Origin of the sequence: Limosilactobacillus agrestis, from assembly GCF_014145585.1 — a bacterium.
GTDB classification, from domain to species: Bacteria; Bacillota; Bacilli; order Lactobacillales; family Lactobacillaceae; genus Limosilactobacillus; species Limosilactobacillus agrestis.
Genome location: NZ_JACIVF010000053.1, coordinates 34,989 through 53,175, shown reverse-complemented (window position 1 = coordinate 53,175; position 18,187 = coordinate 34,989). Strand labels below are relative to the sequence as shown.

Below are 18,187 nucleotides of genomic sequence, written 5' to 3'. Positions count from 1 at the left end.
TAACACCCTTTCTATTCCGCACTTTAGTAATTAATTACTTCTCGTACGGCATCCTCAATATCACGTGCACCTGGAAGCCAAACATTTTCAGCCTGTGGGAATGGATATACTGAGTTAGGAGCAGCAACCCGGGTAACAGGAGCATCAAGGTACATAATTGCACCTTCTGAAATAGCTGACGCAACTTGAGCACCAACACCAGCCATCTTTTGTGCTTCTTGAACAATAACGACCCGATGTGTCTTCTTAATAGATTCAAAAATCGTATCAGTATCGAGTGGGTAAAGAGAACGTAAGTCAATAATCTCAGCAGAAATATTGTCCTTAGCTAACTTCTTAGCAGCTTTTTGCGCTTCAGATACTTCACCACCATAAGCAATAATTGTAACATCAGTACCTTCTTGAACAACATTTGCTTTATCCAATGGAACAGTGTATTTGTCGTCAGGAACTTCGCCTTTGACTGATCGATACAGACGAAGGTTTTCAAGGAAGAGAACTGGATCGTTATTTTCAATTGCGGAAATAATCAATCCCTTAGCATCATAAGCAGAACTTGGTGCAACAACACGTAATCCCGGAATACCAACAAAGAAGTTTTCGAGATCATCCCCGTGCAACTCAGCAGTATGAGTACCACCACCATAAGGAGTTCGGATCGTAATTGGTGCATGCTTAGTTCCATTGTATTGGAATCGCATCCGTGACATTTGAGCAGCAATAGAATCCATTGCTTCAAAAGTAAAGCCCATGAATTGAATTTCTGGTACTGGACGCCAGCCAGTTGCTGCTAAACCAATTGACATTCCTAAAATACCCGATTCAGCAAGGGGGGTACTAAATACACGATCAACACCATACTTTTCTTGAAGACCATTAGTGGCACGGAAAACACCACCATTTTTACCAACATCTTCACCGAATACTAAAGTCTTAGGATCCTCGGCTAAAGCGATGTCAATACCTTCAGTAATAGCTTTGATATAAGTCTTTTTAGCCATGATTACTTCGACTCCTTTTCTTCGTACTTCTTAATTTGTTCTTTAATGTCTGGCGTTGGTACTTCAAACGTCCGCTTCAACATGTCGCTAACCTTTTCAGGTTCTACTGAATCGGCTTCTTTCATCGCTTCTTTAAAACTTTGTTTGCATTCATCAGCGTACTTTTGTTCTTCTTCTTCAGACCAAAGCCCTTTCTTTGTTAAGTACTTGCGGAGACGAATCAATGGGTCTTTATCAAACCATGGCTTTGTTTCATCCTCAGTCCGGTAACGACTAGGATCATCACCAGCAGAACTGTGCGCACCGAACCGGTATGTTAATGTTTCAATTAGAACTGGTCCATTACCAGCAGCTGCAAATTCACGGGCTTCCTTGGCAACTTCATAACATGCAAGGACATCCATTCCATCAACTTGAACACCAGGAATACCGGCAGCAACTGCCTTTTGTGCAATTGTTTGTGCTTCAGTTTGTAGCTTTCGTGGGAATGAAATAGCCCATCCATTATTTTGAATGATAAATACACCAGGAGCTTGAAATGCACCAGCAAAGTTCATCCCTTCATAAGTATCTCCTTGTGAACTTCCACCTTCACCAGTGTAAGCATAAGCAACAGTATCCTTTTCACCATTCTTCTTAATTCCAAGAGCACCACCAGCCATTTCGACCATCTGCGCCCCGATAATGATTTGTGGACGAAGAGCACGTGCATCAAAAAGATTACCTTTGATGTGGCCTTTTGACCATAGGTACATTTGAGCAACAGTTGCTCCGTGTTGAATTAATTGTGGCAAGTCACGATAAGCAGGGAAAAGGAAGTCTTGCTTCTTAAAGGCAGCAGCAGTCCCCATTTCAGAAGCCTCTTCACCCCAAGTTGGAGCATAGAAGCCTAATCGACCTTGCTTTGAGAAACTCATTGTTTGTTCATGCAAGGCACGTTCCCAAACCATTTTTTTCATTAGGTCAACTAATAATTCATCACTGAAATTAGCCATTAATTCTTCATTAACAACATTTCCGTCATTATCAAGAATTTGTACGGGTTTTGCATAAGGTACCCCTTCATTGGCTTTAATCTCAGCAAAATCGACAGCTTTGGTATTGGCCATATTCAACATTCCTTTCCAAATCCAATTAACATCATGTAAGCGATTGCTTACCTATACTTATAGTATAACTGATTACTTAAATAATACAAGCGCTTCCACAAGCTTAATAAACAAAATTATTAAAATGGTTCAATTGAAGGTTCCGTTCTTAAAATTGATAGTCAACGAGTGATTCTACTTATATTCATTAGCAATTTTAAATAGTTATGATAGACTATAGTATGACTGAATTTTTATATGGAGGCATAGTGAGTAATGTATTTAATGAAAGATATTACCCGTGATGGCAATCCTGTTCTACGCAAACGGGCTGCTAAGGTCTCATTTCCCCTATCTGATGAAGACCAAAAATTAGCTAAGGATATGATGCAATACTTAGAAGTGAGTCAAGATCCTGAATTATGTGAAAAATATAAGTTACGAGCTGGAGTTGGCCTTGCTGCTCCTCAAGTTGGTGTTTCAAAACAAATGGCTGCTGTCCTCGTTCCAGCGCCTACTGAAGGTGAAAAGCCCTTATTTAAGGATGTTATTATTAATCCAGTAATCGTTAGTGAATCGGTTCAATATGGTGCTCTTACTGAAGGGGAAGGGTGTCTTTCAGTTGATAAAGACGTACCTGGCTACGTACCACGACACGATCGCATCACATTACGTTATCAAGATGTTAATGGTGAAACTCATAAGGTACGATTAAAGCATTATCCAGCAATTGTTTGCCAGCATGAAATTGACCATCTACATGGGGTACTTTTTTATGACCACATTAATAAAGATCAACCATTTGAAGCACCTGCAGATACAGTAATGATTAGTTAATTTAAAAAATAAGGAGGCTGAGAAAAATTTTACTTTTTTCTCAGCCTCTACTCTTTTCACAAGCAATCGCAAGATAATGTAGGAACCAACTACCTTGTCAATAAAGTTGTTTTCTGCTCTCACTTTTACTAATTACTATTTAGTTTTAACTTTTTTAAATCTTCAATGTACTCAACAGTTGCTTCATTTATTAAATACGCAATATCAATGTGCAAAATTCCTTCATATTTCCACCAATCGGTTATAACAAACGGTTGCGAGGCCTTAGGAGCCATCTTTAAATGATGTTCTTTTGCATATTCATCAAGTTTTACTGCCAGTTTTTGGCGTGTGAAATCATCCAGATTAATATTTTCTTTTTTATAATCAAAATGATATTCGAAAGCAAGCACACCTTTTCCCCACACATCAGCCACAATTTGTGAATTTAGATCTTTATCCCAATGTAACAATTTTTTTAAACTAGTATTTAACGCTACATCAGTAACATCTTGAGCATTTTTTTGTACCATTAGCGTTGCTCGCTTAAGAAATACTCGATGAATCATTAAATAAAGAGCAATAACAATTATTGCTGCTGCAATACAGATTAAAAATATAACCATGACTACCACCTTTTTGACCTTTACCTTTATTTAATAATACCATGTTAGGAAAAGTTAAGACACTTTTGGTCATCTGTGATAGAATAATAAGGTAAATTACTGCATAATATCTTTAATTAAGGAGTTTTAACAGTATGACTTTTAAAGTATACTACCAAGCTGATAAAGCAAAACGTCCGGTTCGTGAAAATACTCAATCATTGTATCTTGAAGCTGATTCAGAAGCTGAAGCACTTTTAATGGTTGAACAAAACACGGACTACAATATTGAATTTGTAGAACAACTTGATGAAAAGGCACTTGCTTACGAAAAGCAAAATCCCAATTTTAAGTTGACGACGTTCTAAGCTTTTAATCATTAACAGAGGCTGAGAAAAACGCTTGTTTTTCTCAGCCTCCAATTTCTTATGAACACTAGAAAATATTGAATTAACTATTAGAATATAAGTATTTTTGATTTTTGGCACTATTCAAAGGAGGAATATTGATGAATTATTCAATCATCCTCAACCGTTATGCCGGTAATGGCAATGCAGAAAAGGCATGGTCGTCAATTAAACCGATCCTAGATCAACAACAAATTGATTATCATATGGAAACAACTAAGTATCCTAATCATGGAGAATATCTTGCCAGTCAGATTGCTCAATCTCATAATGCAGGATCAACAATTGTCATTGCGATTGGTGGTGATGGTACCTTACATCAAGTCGTTAATGGACTTATGAAGACGGCCAAGCGATTGAATAAAGAACCACTTGCTGTTGGATATATTCCTGCTGGAACAGGAAATGACTTTGCACGCGGTTATGGGATTTCTATGCATCCCCAAAAAGCATTAAATCAAATTTTAACTGCCAGCAAACCACAAAAAATTAACATTGGCCACTATTATGAGGCAATTCGGAGTGAAGATGGCTATTTTCTTAATAATTTAGGAATTGGTTTTGACGCGGCGATCGTTAGTCGTGCTAATACATTCAAGGCTCATCACAAGAAAAACCATATTGGTCGTTTTACCTACCTCCAAAAAGCAATTGGAGTAATATATGATCAAGAGCCTTTTGCTCTAATGATTCAATCTGAGCACGAACGCTTTATTTTCCCTAAAGCTTATATTGCAATTACCAGTAATCATCCCTTTATCGGCGGTGGATTTAAGATCGCACCAAATGCTTCATTAAAGAAGCCCTCTTTGGAATTAGTCGTAGCTGAGCGAAAAAGTTGGCCAATGACAATCTGGCAATTACTTCAGTTAGTACGGGGCAAGTTAGATCAATCAAAGTTTGCCCATCACTTCCAAAGTGATAAGCTCCACATTACAACTACTTCACTAGAATTTAGTCAAACTGATGGTGAAGAGATAGGTAATCGCTTTTTTGACCTCTCCCTAGACATTAGCCAATATCCAATTTGGCAAATAACAGAAAATTAAGTTAAAAGCAGTAAGGCTAAAAGAGAAATTTCTCTCAACCTTACTGCTTTTTTGGTTAAAACTTTTCTTTTATTAATCCTCAGAAGCTTCCATCGCTTCTAAAATAATCCGTAACTGACTGCATTCTTCCCGTAACGATTGCATCTCTTCACCGTACTTTGGTTGAATAGTAACAGTCTGGGTACCCGTACTTTCCTGTCCCTCTTGTTTACATAAATCGTCTAATCGAGACTGTGCACGGTATAAATCTTCCTCAATTTCATGTTTGTTACTCATATTTAACACTCCCCAATAAATGTGAAATATTTTTAGAGCAATACTGGAATTGCAATATAAGTAAGATAACACGAGCATAGAAGAATGTTAACCCTTTTTAGGTTACATCTTTGTTACTATCTAATGAAAAAGCTCTAATAATTTATCAGAACTATTTAACTGTTCCGGCAAAACTTGGATTAAAATATGGACTAATCGTGTAAGTTGCAACATTAGTACCTGGTTTAGCAGCAGCAACATACTGGTTATTACCAGTATAAATTGCAGTATGGTAAGTTGAACCATGGTTACCCCAGAATAAAAGATCACCGGGCTTAGCTTCACTAACTGGATGTTGATCAACACAATTTTCAAGTGCTCCTGTATAGTGTGGTAATTGCTTACCTTCCGCATTAGCATAAACATACTTAACTAATCCAGAACAATCCATTCCACTAAGGCTTTCACCACCCCATACGTACGGAACGCTATTAGAGTTAGCAATCTTAGTAGCAAGACTAACTACAGAACCATGTTGTAAATCTTGGCTAGCAGTCGTTGTTGCCTGTTGTGCAGGTTGACTAACAGCTGCTTGTGATTGTTGTGGTTGTTGGGTTTGTGGAGTGGCAACATTATTTTGCACAGCAACAGTTGCTTGTGAAGCTGGTGCAGTTTGGGACTGTGAAGCTTGACTTGCTACTGGAGCCGTTTGACCAAATGATTGTTGTCCATATAAAGCGGCCGTTGAAGTAGCCTGAACATTATTAGCTGCAGCAGATTGGACAACACCTGTTGTAGTTGCTGCACTATTAACAGGTGTTGCGGCTGTTACAACAGATGAAGCCGAAGTTGCATTATTTACAATAGCCGCACTACTATTAGTTGCACTTTGACTAGGGGTAGCTACTGTTGAAGCAGTCGAAACCTGTTGAGCTGCACTTGAAGCAGGTGTTTCTTGTGGGATCGTCTGATTACTCGTCGTATCTTGTTGAGGTACGGAAATAGCTGTAACCGCTGAAGCCTGTACCTGCGCCGTTGAAGTTGTATCTGTTGATTGAGCAACCGGTTGGTGGATCGATGTATTAGTAGTTGAAATTGACGGACCTGTTACACTGAGTCGTTGCCCGATATATAATGAGTCACCAGTACTTAAGTTATTCCATACCATTAATTGACTAACAGTTACATTATAACGATCAGCAATAGAGCTAAGTGTATCGCCAGCCTTCACAGTATAGCTCCCATCAGCATTTAAATCTGCGCTAGCGTCATGCTGAATAGTCGGCAAGGTTAATTGTTGACCAACAGTAATTAAATCGACACTATCATTTAACTTTTTTACTGAAGGATTTGCTTGTTCTAATGCACTAACAGAGAGCCCATGTTGTTTGGCAAGCCCCCAAATAGTGTCACCAGCCTTCACAGTAAGCTGTTCAGCATTAACTGTTTGCGTCGTTATTGCTAATAAACTTAAGGCACTAACCGCTCCCGCAAAAGCACCACGAGCTTGATAGTTTTTTGAATGATGTGTTCTTTTTTTAGTCATATAAATAAAACACCCTCCCAATAAATTCCTAAAAAATAAACAAATAATAATAAATTAGTGAAATACACATTTTTAACTTTACCATTAATTTTTAAATGCGTATAGCAATTATTAGATGCTTCTTAAAAAACGTTACTCTTTCTTAAAATATTAACTATTATAATTATTTAATCTGCCATTTCATTTTTTACATGATCCATGCGGGTCACTAATAATAATTCAATAATTGTAATAATACTCATTAATAGGACCGAGTAACGACTGGTTGTCATAAAAACAATAATTGCTAGAATACATAAAACCCAATTTAACCGTTTCTCTTGCCGAATTACCCGGATAAAATCCTTCGTAACTTTATCTGGCCGTTGCCTTGCCAAAAATCCAAGTTGACTATGCAAACGATTTTCCCAGATTACCAGTCCTAAAAAGGCAATTGAAATAATAAAAGTTATTAAACTATTCATTGATCTCCTCACTATCATCGGCATGAATCGTCTTATTATTTGTTTGTGATTCATTATATCGAGCAGATAAAATTTGCTGATACTTTTCCATGATTACTTTATTGATTGGCGTATCATTTAGCGTCGGATATTTTTCCTTTATTTTTTTCAAAACGTCATCTGAAAAGTCATAAACGGTTTTAACCTCTTTTTCACCATTAAGAAATGCCATCGTCTCATCATAGTCAAGAGTTACTAAATTCCGCTGTGTACGGTCAGCATCTGGTTGATGCAGCACATCTGGATCATCTTTTAGATCTTTACGAAAGCCGTTTTCATCATATTGATATTTATTATCTTCCATTTTAATTTCTCCTTGGTCATCTTCCAATTCATTATACGGTCTTTATATGGCTAAGCCAAGCCAGTAATTTTTCTTGACTAATCGTAGGAAAGAGGCTGAGAGAAAACAAAAGTTTTCTCTCAGCCTCAACTGCTTTCACGAACAATATCAAAATAACGTGGAATTAGCTTCGCGTCGCCACAAAACTCGTGCCTAAGTACGAACAATATCAGATCGTATCATGTTAACTATCGTTCTAGCTTAGCCTACCACCTTGTCAAGAAGGTTATTCCCCACTCTCTTTTAATTCTTAATTATTAACATGACTCACTTTAATTAAACGCGCAACGTTTTCGGCTGTTTGAGCAATATCAATAGGTGCATCGGCTAATGCTGTTTTTAATGGTTTAGCCCCTTCAGGAGTAGCAAAAATTGCATCAATGGCCGTGGATGAATATAGATCATTTACACCCTTTCCAATATTTCCAGCCAACACAACTACCGGAGCATTAGGAGCCACCTCTTTAGTTGCCTTAGCGACACCATAGGGAGTTTTACCAAATTTAGTCTGGAAGTCAATTCCTCCTTCACCGGTAAAAACATAATCAGCACCAACTGCTTTTTTTCGTAGTTGCGTTGCTTCAATCACTAACTCTACTCCTCGCTTCATTGTCGCACCGGTAAAAGCTATTAATCCGGCTCCTAAACCACCGGCTGCCCCAGCCCCTGCTGTTTGTTCAACGTCTGGCCCACCAGCTGCAACTATTTTTCGTGCATAATGATGAAGATTTTTGTCCAAGAGATTAACCATTTCTTCATCAGCACCCTTTTGAGGACCAAATACTGGTGCTGCCCCATCTTTTCCTGTTAATGGGTTGGTAACGTCTGATGCAATTTGGATATTCACTTTTTTTAATCGGGGATCTAAGCCTCTAAAATCGATTTGATTTAAACTTGCTAACGCACCGCCGCCTAAATCAATTTCATGATTATCAGCATCCAATAAACGTGCTCCAAGTGCTTGGGCCATTCCAGCTCCACCATCAACAGTTGCACTTCCGCCAATGCCAATAATTATTTTTTTAACATTATGGTTAAGAGCATCCTTAATTAACTCACCGGTACCATATGTAGTTGTAATAAGCGGGTTCGCAGTCTCCTTATTAACAAATTGAAGTCCACTTGCTGCCGCCATTTCAATCACTGCTGTTTCCCCATTACCTAATATCCCATACTCAGCATTAACTGATTTATTTAATGGGTTGTGGACTTTAGCAATCATTTTTTGACCGTTAGTCGCATCAACTAAGGATTGAACAGTCCCCTCTCCTCCATCAGCCATTGGGACTAAAACATACTCAGCACTAGGAAAAATTCTTTTGATTCCTTCTGCCATCACATTTGCTGCTTCTTTTGCTGTTAATCCACCTTTAAATGAATCTGGTGCAATTACAACTTTCATCACTGATCATCCTTTCATTTATATCATACAAAAAATACTCCCTATATTTAGAGAGTATTTTTTGTATGATATAAAATTTTAAACTAACCCATTTGCAACTAACCGTTCTGCATTTTCAACAGTGTTCCAGGCAGCCCCCTTAAGGAGATTATCAGCAACAACCCACATATTAAAGGAACCAGGATTTTCTTCATCTGCACGGAGCCGACCAACAAACGTATCACGCTTACCAACCGCATTAATTGGTTGAGGATAAATCTGGTGCGCAGGATCATCCTGCAGAACTACCCCGGGAGCGTCCTTTAATACTGCCCGTAATTGGTCAACAGTTACTGTCGGATCATCAACCGTAAAGTAAATTGATTCTCCATGAGCAATTGGAACCGGTACACGAACACAAGTGGCAGTAACCTTAATATCCTTAGCGTCCATATCGTTTAACATGATCTTCTTTGTTTCGTGGATCATCTTCCATTCTTCATGGGAGTAACCATTATCTTCAAAGACATCGATCTGAGGCAATAAATTAAAGGCTAATGGATAATGCTTCTTGTCACCCTTTGTTGGCAAAATCTTTGCATCTGCTTGCATGTCTTTACCCTCAAGATAGTCTTGAGTTTCTTGTCGCAATTCATTTAAAGCTGATTGGCCTGCTCCTGAAGCTGCCTGGTAAGTTGAAACAATAATTTGATTCAATCCAAATGCTTGGCGGATTGGTTCAAGAGCTACTACCATTTGGATCGTTGAACAGTTAGGATTAGCAACAATTCCATGATGATCTTTTAATACCTCTTCATTTACTTCTGGAACTACTAGGGGTACATCGGGTTCCATCCGAAAAGCACTAGTATTATCAACGCAAACTGCTCCCCGCTTTACTGCTTCTGGAAGGAACTTTTTTGATACTGATCCACCAGCGGATGAAAGTACAATATCAATTCCATCAAAAGAATCAGGTGTCGTTTCCTCAACAGTAATTGGTTGGCCTTTAAATGATAATTGCTTACCAGCTGACTTGGCAGATGCCAGTAATTTCACACTTTTTACCGGAATTGTTGATTGTTCCAATTGCTGAATCATCCGTGTACCCACTGCACCAGTAGCACCTAAAATTGCGACATTATATTCTTTACTCATCTTAGTTCCTTCTTTCAACCTATCCTAAATTATTCATAAAATTTTGTAACCGTTCAATCACCGTATCAATAGCAGAATCTGCCGCTGCATATGATAAACGAATATATCCTTCTCCACCAGGGCCAAATGCATTTCCAGGAATTACGCCAACTTTCGCTTCGTGGGCTAGTTTACGAGCAAAGGCAAGATCATCCTTCCCAAATTGAGCAGGGATTTTAGCAAAAATATAAAATGCTCCATCTGGCAATGCAATTTCAAAGCCCATCTTTCGCATTGCACTCGCAAGTTTATCTCTCCGTTGACGGTAGGCCTGCTTAAATTTTTGCGGATCATCATCCCCATTTTCTAATGCTTCAATCGCAGCCGCTTGAGCAGTATCATTCGGGCACGTTACCATAAATGAATGCATCTTTGACATCATTGAAATGAATTCTGCTGGCCCGGCCACATATCCCACACGATAACCTGTCATTGCATGTGATTTTGATAAACCACTAATCAAGATTGTCTGCTCAGGCAAAAGCGTTGCAAGTGAATGAAACGGTTGATCATACATCAATGAACTATAAATCTCATCAACAATCGCATAGATATGGTGTTCTTCAATTACTTTAGCTAATGCTTCTAGTTCTTCTTCAGTGTATGAACGGCCAGTTGGATTATTAGGATAATTTAAGAGAACGGCCTTTACTGCAGGCCCCTCTTTTGCTAATACCTCTTCTAGTCTTTCAGCAGATAGCAAAAAGCCATCATCAGCAGTGCTAACTTTGATCGGTTCAGCACCAGTTAGGGAAACACTCGGGAAGTATAGCGAAAATGCTGGAGTGGGAATAATTACTTTATCTCCCTGATTTAGCATCGCAAATGTTGTCGCGGTTACCGCTTCTGTTGCCCCAATCGTGACTACAATTTCGGTTTCAGGATCATAGTAAACATGACGGCTTTGCTTAAGATATTTACTAATCGCTTTGCGTAATTCGATTTTACCCTTACTTGGTGAATAGTGAGAATCATCATTTTGAATACTTTCGATTGCTGCCTTTTTAACGTGATCTGGCACAGCAAAGTCCGGTTCCCCAAGTGTTAATTTTACTAATCCAGGAACGTCAGAAATTTCTTCATCAAATGCGCGAATCTGGGCTGGCGGAACAGCTGCCAAATGACTATTTACGGTAGTTGCTAATTCAGCATGAAGTCTTGGCATTCTTTCACCCTCTTATAAAATATTTTCTAAGCCAATTACTAATTTTGATAATCCGTCAACCTTTTCCAGAGCAACCTTAACCCCATTCATGAAAGATTGACGGTCAAATGAATCTTGGCGGATAGTCAGGGCCTCGCCATCACCACCAAAGAGAACTTGTTCATGAGCAATGTACCCTGGAAGCCGAACAGAATGAATCTTAATACCATGGTAGTCGCCACCTCGAGCACCAGTTAAACTCTCTGTTTCATCGGGATTCGTCTCATGGGCGGGACGAACTTGATCGATCAACTTTGCGGTACTCAAGGCCGTTCCCGATGGGGCATCCTTCTTATCGCCATGATGCATTTCAATAATTTCAACGTCCGGGAAATATTTAGCCGCTTCCTGAGCAAATTTCATAAGAAGAACTGCCGACATCCCAAAATTAGCAGCGATCAATCCACCCACTTGTTTTTCTTCACTGAGACGCACCAAGTCTGCTTGTTGTTCATCGGTTAAGCCGGTTGTTCCAACAATCGGCCTCATTCCGTGTTCAAGTGCAAACCTAACATTCTGATAAACGGCACTCGGCAAGGTGAAATCAATCCAAATATCAGCAACCCCATCTTCAATTTCATCCAAAGTTTGATAAGGATGGACAGATGATGCAAGATGGAAATCAGTCATATTCTCTTTTGTTAAGGTTGGTGCAAGGGCAGCGGTAATTTCAAATCCATCAAGCGAGTTTACTAGGTCAACAGCTTTTTGTCCCATTGCTCCAGTAGCACCAGCGATTAAAATTTTTTTCATACTTTATTCCCCCAAATTTAAAGGTAAGTTCTTGGTAGTCAGCGAATTAGTAGGTAATGCTAAAGCAGCCTCTAATTCGCGTTTTTCTTCTTCATTTAATGGAAGAATTGGTAAACGGCAGCCACCAACGTTAAACCCTTGCGCATTTAAAACCGCTTTAACTGGTGATGGTGATGGAAACATAAACAAAGCGGCCATTCGGGGAGTTAACCACCGTTGCAACCTACCAGCAGCTTGATAATCGCCCCGGTATAATGAATCATACATTTGGCGCATTTGATCGACATAAACGTGAGAAGCCACTGAGATAACTCCATTTGCGCCTAAAACCCGGGCAGTTAAAGCTTGAGCATCTTCACCCGTGAAAACTGCAAAATCAGGGTCGCGGTGTTCAACAATGTATTCAAGTTCTTCCAGAGAGGTACATTGTTTTACAGCAGTAATATTTTGATGGTGAGACAATTCTACTACGGTTTCCTGAGCCATCTTTACCCCTGTACGACCAGGAATGTTGTAAATGATGATTGGAAGGTCAACATTATCCGCAACTGCTGTGAAATGAGCAACCATTCCCCGTTGGTTAGGTTTGTTATAAGGAGGAACAACAACAAGGGCATAATCGATACCGTTAATTTGCCCAACTTCATTAGTAAAGGCAATCGTTTCCTTAGTATTATTACTTCCAGTTCCGGCAATAACAGGAACCCGTCCGTTTACAATTTCACCGAAATGCCGGTATAGCTCAATTTTTTCATCATGAGTAAGTTCTGGCGTTTCCCCCGTAGTCCCTCCAATAACAAAGCCGTTGCTCCCATGTTCAATTAAGTAATTTGTTAAATCCTCTAAACGACCATAATCAATGTTTCCCTCATCATCAAAGGGAGTTACAATCGCTGTCATTAAGTCTGCATTTTGTAATAATGTCATATTATTTCCTCCATTACTTATTCCCTATTAATTTTGTACTTATTCCCTATTAATTTTGCATCCGATATTCAAGAAAACCAGTAATTGCATCCACTCCCCGTTTAATTGCTTTTTCATTGGGGGTAAGGGTGGCCGAATGTAATTGTGAATCATCTTCAACCCCAAGCCAAAACATGGTTCCTGGAAATTTAGCCAGTAAGTAGCCAAAATCTTCTCCAGTCATTGCTGGCTCTGTTTCTATAAAGTTTACAGTTGGTGTTTCTTCCATATAATGGATAAACCGTTTTGTTAATTCCGGATTGTTTTCTACTGGCCAATAACCACCTTGATTTAAGTTAAGGATAATATCCATGTTAAAACTACGTCCAATTCCTTCACATATATCCTTCAAGCGGTCATCAATGGTTTCAATCATGGTCTGCGTTAATCCACGAATCGTTCCTTCAATTCGCGTATGTCCAGCAATAACATTTCGAATCGTCCCGCCGTCAATCTTTCCTAAGGTAATTACACCACTTTGAATAGGATCGATACTCCGCGAAATCACAGTCTGCACTTGAAGAATCAAGGCTGCTGCGGCCACGACTGTATCATTAGCATCCTGGGGATAAGCCGCATGACCCCCTTTCCCATTAAGGTCAATATTGACTTCTGTGGTTCCCGCAAATAAGGTCCCCATCCGACAGCCAATTGTCCCCGCTGGTAAATCCGGATTATCATGCAAACCATAAAATTCATCTGGTTTCCACTTTCCACTAAACAATCCCAGTTCATATGCCCGTTTTCCACCATTTTCGCTTTCTTCGGCCGGTTGGAAGAAAAACAGTAAATTATCTTGCGGCTGGTGTTCACTAAAATAATTCAATACACCTAATGCAACTGTCATATGGATATCATGACCACAGGCGTGCATTACTCCCGGGTGAGTTGATGAATATGGCAAACCTGTTTGTTCTTCAACTGGTAAAGCATCGATGTCTGTTCGGTACCCAATTGTTCGTTGCGGATTCTGACCATGAACTAACACCATGAGGGCAGTTGGTAATTCCTTAAAAGTACGAACTTCTAAAAAGGCTTGGTTGAAACTAGCGATTGTATCGGCAAGGTATTGGTGGGTTTCAAATTCTTGGAGAGCCAGTTCCGGAATTTGGTGAAGGTGGCGACGAATTTGAATTAATTCTTCTTCTGTTAACATCTTCACCCTCCTAAAGTTTCCGTAAATCGTCCTCTAATTCAGTTTTACCAGCAGTTTGATCATCAACATTCTTAATAAACTTAGCAGGAACTCCCGCAACCATTGTATGTGGAGCTACATCATGGGTAACTACAGCACCGGCAGCAATTACAGCACCTTCCCCGACATGCACTCCTTCAATTACAACCGCATTGGCGCCAATCATTACATTGTCATCGATGCGGACTGGTTCAGCTGAAGCCGGTTCAACAACTCCAGCTAAGACAGTACCAGCTCCAATATGACAGTGGCGACCAACAATTGCACGGCCACCAAGAACTGCCCCCATATCAATCATTGAATCAGCACCAATTTCAGCACCGATATTAATCGTTGCGCCCATCATAATGACAGCATTGTCACCAATAAGAACTTTATCGCGAATAATTGCACCAGGCTCAATCCGGGCATTAATATTCTTCAAATCGAGCAAAGGAACTGCTGAATTACGCGCATCGTTTTCCACGTGGTAAGATTCAATTGCTGAACTGTATTCCTTTAATAACGGTTCAATAATTGTCCAATCACCGAAAATAACACCTGTATGCGGTTCAAGAAAGGTTTCGACTTCTGCGGGAAATTCTAAATCACCCAGATCTCCTTTTAGATAGACCTTTACCGGTGTCTTCTTGGGTGCGTTACTAATGTAGTTAATGATTGTTTGTGCATCTAATTCAGCCATAATTGTTTACCTCTTTCTTCCTTTATATATGTCTATATATGTCAAATTATTGTTGGTATGGTTCATCCAAATGAATTAAATCATCATAGGTTTCTCGTTTAATTACAACCTGAGCTATGCCTTTTTCTGCAAAGATAACTGCTGGTCGAGGATTCCGATTATAATTTGAAGCCATTGAATAGCCATAAGCTCCAGTATCAAGCATTGCTAAGACATCCCCTGGTTTTGTAGCCGGTAATGCCTGATTCTGACTGAGGATATCACCAGACTCACAGTATTTTCCTGCTACCCGAACATGTTCAACCAACTCTGCACGCGGATTATTTGCTAAGACCGTTTCATATTGTGCTTCATAAAGTGCTGGACGAATGTTATCACCCATCCCGCCATCAACTGTTACATATGGTTTCAACCCTGGTACATCTTTACGTGATCCAACAGTATAAAGATTATAACCAGCAGGTCCTATGATTGAACGACCTGGTTCTATCCAGATCGCTGGCATGGTAAGATTGGTTTCTTTAATTTCAGTTTTGATCGCCTTAATAATTGCTGCCACAAATTCTTCTGGGGCAAGCGGTGTGTCGTCTTTTACATAACGGATTCCAAAACCGCCCCCGACATTGATCACAGCAGCTTGATAATTAAATTTCTCTTGCCAGTGAGCTGCAACTTCAACTAACTTCTTAGCTACCCCTTCAAATCCCGCAAGTTCAAAAATCTGCGAACCAATATGGGCATGCAATCCTTTCATTTGCATCCGGGAATTTTCAAGAACTTTTACTAACGCCTTATCTGCCTGTCCTGATTGAAGGTCAAACCCAAATTTACTGTCAACTTGACCAGTTTGAATGTACTTATTTGTATGAGCAGAAATTCCAGGAGTAACTCGCAGCATCACATCAACATGCGCATCATGTTCTTCCAAAACGGCTGCTAGCAATTCAATCTCATGGAAGTTATCAATCATGATTGTACCTACATGATGATCAATTGCCATTTCCAATTCTTCCCGCGACTTATTGTTTCCGTGAAAACTAACATTAGCCATTGGAAAACCAGCTTTAATTGCGGTATATAATTCACCACCGGAAACAACATCAACATGTGCACCTTCTGCAGCAGCTACTTGATACATTCCGATTGCTGAAAAAGCTTTACTAGCATAACTAACTGCATAATCCACATCATTTTCTTCAAAAACCTGCTTAAATGCTCGGATCTGTTGCCGAATCTGTTGAACATCATAAACAACTAGCGGGGTACCAAACTGATGGGCTAAATCAATCGCATCACATCCCCCAATTGTTAAGTGACCAGCGGTATTTAATTGTTGATCAGAAACTTGTTCGTTCATTTGTAATTCCTCCATGAGATTTGTAGTAAAGAGGCTATAAAAAAATCCACTGTCTGCGCAAACAAACAGTGGAATTCACTTATCCATTCTGATTTGTCGATAGCGCAACGCAGGCTCTTATTGTCCTACGACAGTCCGTAGCTTATTCAACTACGACCCAGCTACTTAATATGCCAAACTAAGCGCTTCGGCAACTTCCCTGTTCAACTAACCTCAATGTCTTGGCGGACTAAATTAGTTTACTAGTGTCAGTTGCGCCTCTTCGATTTATACATAGCTTATAAGTCTTTTATGAGAATGTCAACACAAATAATTAAATTTAAAAAAGTTTTTTTAATCCATTAGATGTAAGAAAGTTTATTTTACTTGCCTTTTAAAACTCAAAGTCTTGCATGTCACCCTCAATGTGTTAGAATTCGATTAAATTATTTTAGAGATAAATTAGCAGTCCTAATTATCTCAAAGGAGTATTTAAGTATGAAAGTCGTAAAGTTTGGTGGAAGTTCTCTAGCTAATGGAGAAGCCTTTCAAAACGCAATTAATATTATTACCTCTGATCCACAACGAAGGATTATTGTCACATCTGCACCAGGTAAACGTTTTGCTGATGATATTAAGGTTACTGACTTACTAATTGAGTATGCCCAAGCAGTAATCGCAGGTCACAATTCTCAAGAGATTGTTGACAAAATTTTAAATCGATATCAAGAAATTGCTGATTATTTTGATTTACCAGCGAATAAATTAATTCCATTAGCTGAACGACTGGAGGGCCTTCCTAGTCATACATATCCCAATAATAATTACCTTTTGGCTGCTTTCAAAGCTCATGGGGAACGCTTAAATGCCCAATTAATGGCAATCCTTTTACAACATTTAGGTTATGAAGCACGCTTTGTGACGCCGAGTGAAGCTGGTATTATCGTTACTGGAACTCCTAATAATGCTAACGTTATTCCAGAAACATATGCAAACTTGAGTCATTTTACGTTTAACGAGAACGAATTATTAGTATTTCCTGGTTTCTATGGTCTTACTCTTGCCGGACACATTGCTACTTTTTCCCGTGGTGGTTCTGATATCACTGGTGCAATTCTTGCGCGCGGTCTTCATGCCTCCACTTATGAAAATTTTACCGATGTTGATGCTATTTACTCAGCCAATCCACAAATTGTCGATCATCCGCAACCAATTACTACCATGACTTATCGAGAAATGCGGGAACTATCTTATGCTGGTTTTTCCGTCTTTCACGATGAAGCATTGATTCCTGCCATTCAAGGAAATATTCCAATTAATGTTCGTAATACTAATGATCCTGAAAAGCCAGGAACAATGATCGTCCCTGATAAAGATTTTCAACCAAGTGACATTGTAACGGGGGTCGTGAGCGGAAAACACTTTGCGGCCCTCTACCTCCATAAATACCTTCTTAATAAGCAAGCAGGTTTTACTCTTCGTATCCTTGAAATTCTCGCAAAGCACAATGTCTCATATGAACATATGCCTTCAGGAATCGATGATATAACAATTATCCTTGATCGAAATGCAATTAATGACCAATTAATCGATACCATCTGCAATGAAATTCAAGAAGAGATTAATCCTGACCGTTTAGAATGGATTGATAATTACGCAATTACCATGGTTGTTGGTGAAGGTATGCGTAATCGCACAGGGGTAATTGATGATATTTTAATGCCCCTAGCTGAAAAACACATTGCGGTTCCCATGATTAATCAAGGGGCATCACGAATTGCAATTATGATTGGGACATACAACGAGGATGCAGATGAAGCTGTTCGAGCTATCTACCATCGCTTTTTTGTAAATTAGGAG

19 protein-coding genes and 1 riboswitch are annotated in these 18,187 nt (G+C 39.3%); of the genes, 4 read left to right on the top strand and 15 right to left on the bottom strand.

The annotated features are described in order from the left end of the window. Positions 1 to 23: 23 nt before the first annotated feature. Together H5R88_RS04705 and pdhA are read right to left on the bottom strand one after the other, a co-directional pair. Entirely contained in the window at positions 24 to 1,001 is a 978-nt protein-coding gene (locus H5R88_RS04705) for an alpha-ketoacid dehydrogenase subunit beta (RefSeq protein WP_003674377.1), read from the bottom strand. A gap of 2 nt (positions 1,002 to 1,003) precedes the next feature. Next, complete coding sequence (gene pdhA, locus H5R88_RS04700; protein ID WP_182578218.1) at positions 1,004 to 2,110, bottom strand: pyruvate dehydrogenase (acetyl-transferring) E1 component subunit alpha; 1,107 nt, start codon at positions 2,108 to 2,110, stop codon at positions 1,004 to 1,006. A gap of 255 nt (positions 2,111 to 2,365) precedes the next feature. On the opposite strand from pdhA, the gene def reads away from it, so the two are divergent. Beyond that, complete coding sequence (gene def / locus H5R88_RS04695; protein ID WP_182578217.1) at positions 2,366 to 2,926, top strand: peptide deformylase; 561 nt, start codon at positions 2,366 to 2,368, stop codon at positions 2,924 to 2,926. A 128-nt stretch (positions 2,927 to 3,054) separates the two neighbouring features. Here the strand turns inward: def and H5R88_RS04690 are convergent, their stop codons facing one another. Further along, positions 3,055 to 3,531, bottom strand: a complete 477-nt coding sequence (locus tag H5R88_RS04690) for a hypothetical protein (RefSeq protein WP_182600384.1) — start codon at positions 3,529 to 3,531, stop codon at positions 3,055 to 3,057. A 134-nt stretch (positions 3,532 to 3,665) separates the two neighbouring features. On the opposite strand from H5R88_RS04690, the gene H5R88_RS04685 reads away from it, so the two are divergent. Together H5R88_RS04685 and H5R88_RS04680 are read left to right on the top strand one after the other, a co-directional pair. After that, positions 3,666 to 3,878 (top strand): DNA-directed RNA polymerase subunit epsilon, encoded by a 213-nt coding sequence (locus H5R88_RS04685; protein ID WP_182578215.1) that lies wholly within the window; start codon positions 3,666 to 3,668, stop codon positions 3,876 to 3,878. Positions 3,879 to 4,018: 140 nt separating this feature from the next. Beyond that, positions 4,019 to 4,966, top strand: coding sequence for a diacylglycerol/lipid kinase family protein (locus H5R88_RS04680; protein ID WP_182600383.1), 948 nt, complete (start codon positions 4,019 to 4,021; stop codon positions 4,964 to 4,966). 72 nt (positions 4,967 to 5,038) lie between these two features. Here H5R88_RS04680 and H5R88_RS04675 read toward each other — a convergent pair whose 3' ends face one another. The 12 genes from H5R88_RS04675 to lysA all read right to left on the bottom strand — a co-directional run bounded on the left by H5R88_RS04675 (position 5,039) and on the right by lysA (position 16,348). Then, positions 5,039 to 5,242, bottom strand: coding sequence for a hypothetical protein (locus H5R88_RS04675; RefSeq protein ID WP_003666801.1), 204 nt, complete (start codon positions 5,240 to 5,242; stop codon positions 5,039 to 5,041). A gap of 151 nt (positions 5,243 to 5,393) precedes the next feature. Next, on the bottom strand, positions 5,394 to 6,767 hold the full coding sequence (locus H5R88_RS04670; RefSeq protein ID WP_182600382.1) for a C40 family peptidase: 1,374 nt from the start codon (positions 6,765 to 6,767) through the stop codon (positions 5,394 to 5,396). A 167-nt stretch (positions 6,768 to 6,934) separates the two neighbouring features. Next, on the bottom strand, positions 6,935 to 7,231 hold the full coding sequence (locus H5R88_RS04665) for a hypothetical protein (RefSeq protein ID WP_182578212.1): 297 nt from the start codon (positions 7,229 to 7,231) through the stop codon (positions 6,935 to 6,937). Further along, a complete protein-coding gene (locus H5R88_RS04660; protein ID WP_182578211.1) occupies positions 7,224 to 7,574 on the bottom strand; it encodes a hypothetical protein in 351 nt (116 codons plus the stop codon). The genes H5R88_RS04665 and H5R88_RS04660 overlap by 8 nt, the downstream gene beginning before the upstream one ends. 289 nt (positions 7,575 to 7,863) lie before the next feature. Then, a complete protein-coding gene (locus tag H5R88_RS04655) occupies positions 7,864 to 9,015 on the bottom strand; it encodes a glycerate kinase family protein (protein ID WP_182600381.1) in 1,152 nt (383 codons plus the stop codon). Between the two features lie 78 nt (positions 9,016 to 9,093). Next, a complete protein-coding gene (locus H5R88_RS04650; protein ID WP_182578210.1) occupies positions 9,094 to 10,152 on the bottom strand; it encodes an aspartate-semialdehyde dehydrogenase in 1,059 nt (352 codons plus the stop codon). Positions 10,153 to 10,171: 19 nt separating this feature from the next. Beyond that, complete coding sequence (locus H5R88_RS04645; protein ID WP_182578209.1) at positions 10,172 to 11,356, bottom strand: aminotransferase class I/II-fold pyridoxal phosphate-dependent enzyme; 1,185 nt, start codon at positions 11,354 to 11,356, stop codon at positions 10,172 to 10,174. Between the two features lie 12 nt (positions 11,357 to 11,368). Further along, entirely contained in the window at positions 11,369 to 12,148 is a 780-nt protein-coding gene (gene dapB, locus H5R88_RS04640; RefSeq protein ID WP_182578208.1) for a 4-hydroxy-tetrahydrodipicolinate reductase, read from the bottom strand. Between the two features lie 3 nt (positions 12,149 to 12,151). Continuing rightward, positions 12,152 to 13,075 (bottom strand): 4-hydroxy-tetrahydrodipicolinate synthase, encoded by a 924-nt coding sequence (gene dapA / locus H5R88_RS04635; RefSeq protein ID WP_182600380.1) that lies wholly within the window; start codon positions 13,073 to 13,075, stop codon positions 12,152 to 12,154. Positions 13,076 to 13,124: 49 nt separating this feature from the next. Beyond that, positions 13,125 to 14,270 carry an N-acetyldiaminopimelate deacetylase gene (locus H5R88_RS04630; RefSeq protein ID WP_182600379.1) on the bottom strand — a complete coding sequence of 382 codons (1,146 nt, stop codon included), beginning with the start codon at positions 14,268 to 14,270 and terminating at the stop codon, positions 13,125 to 13,127. Between the two features lie 10 nt (positions 14,271 to 14,280). After that, the gene (gene dapD, locus H5R88_RS04625; protein ID WP_182578205.1) at positions 14,281 to 14,991 is read right to left on the bottom strand and encodes a 2,3,4,5-tetrahydropyridine-2,6-dicarboxylate N-acetyltransferase; all 711 of its coding nucleotides are present in this window, start codon (positions 14,989 to 14,991) and stop codon (positions 14,281 to 14,283) included. 46 nt (positions 14,992 to 15,037) lie between these two features. After that, the gene (gene lysA / locus H5R88_RS04620) at positions 15,038 to 16,348 is read right to left on the bottom strand and encodes a diaminopimelate decarboxylase (RefSeq protein ID WP_182578204.1); all 1,311 of its coding nucleotides are present in this window, start codon (positions 16,346 to 16,348) and stop codon (positions 15,038 to 15,040) included. A gap of 91 nt (positions 16,349 to 16,439) precedes the next feature. Continuing rightward, positions 16,440 to 16,619: riboswitch (Lysine riboswitch) on the bottom strand. A 206-nt stretch (positions 16,620 to 16,825) separates the two neighbouring features. Here lysA and H5R88_RS04615 point away from each other — a divergent pair. Next, entirely contained in the window at positions 16,826 to 18,184 is a 1,359-nt protein-coding gene (locus H5R88_RS04615) for an aspartate kinase (protein WP_182578203.1), read from the top strand. Positions 18,185 to 18,187: the final 3 nt, after the last annotated feature.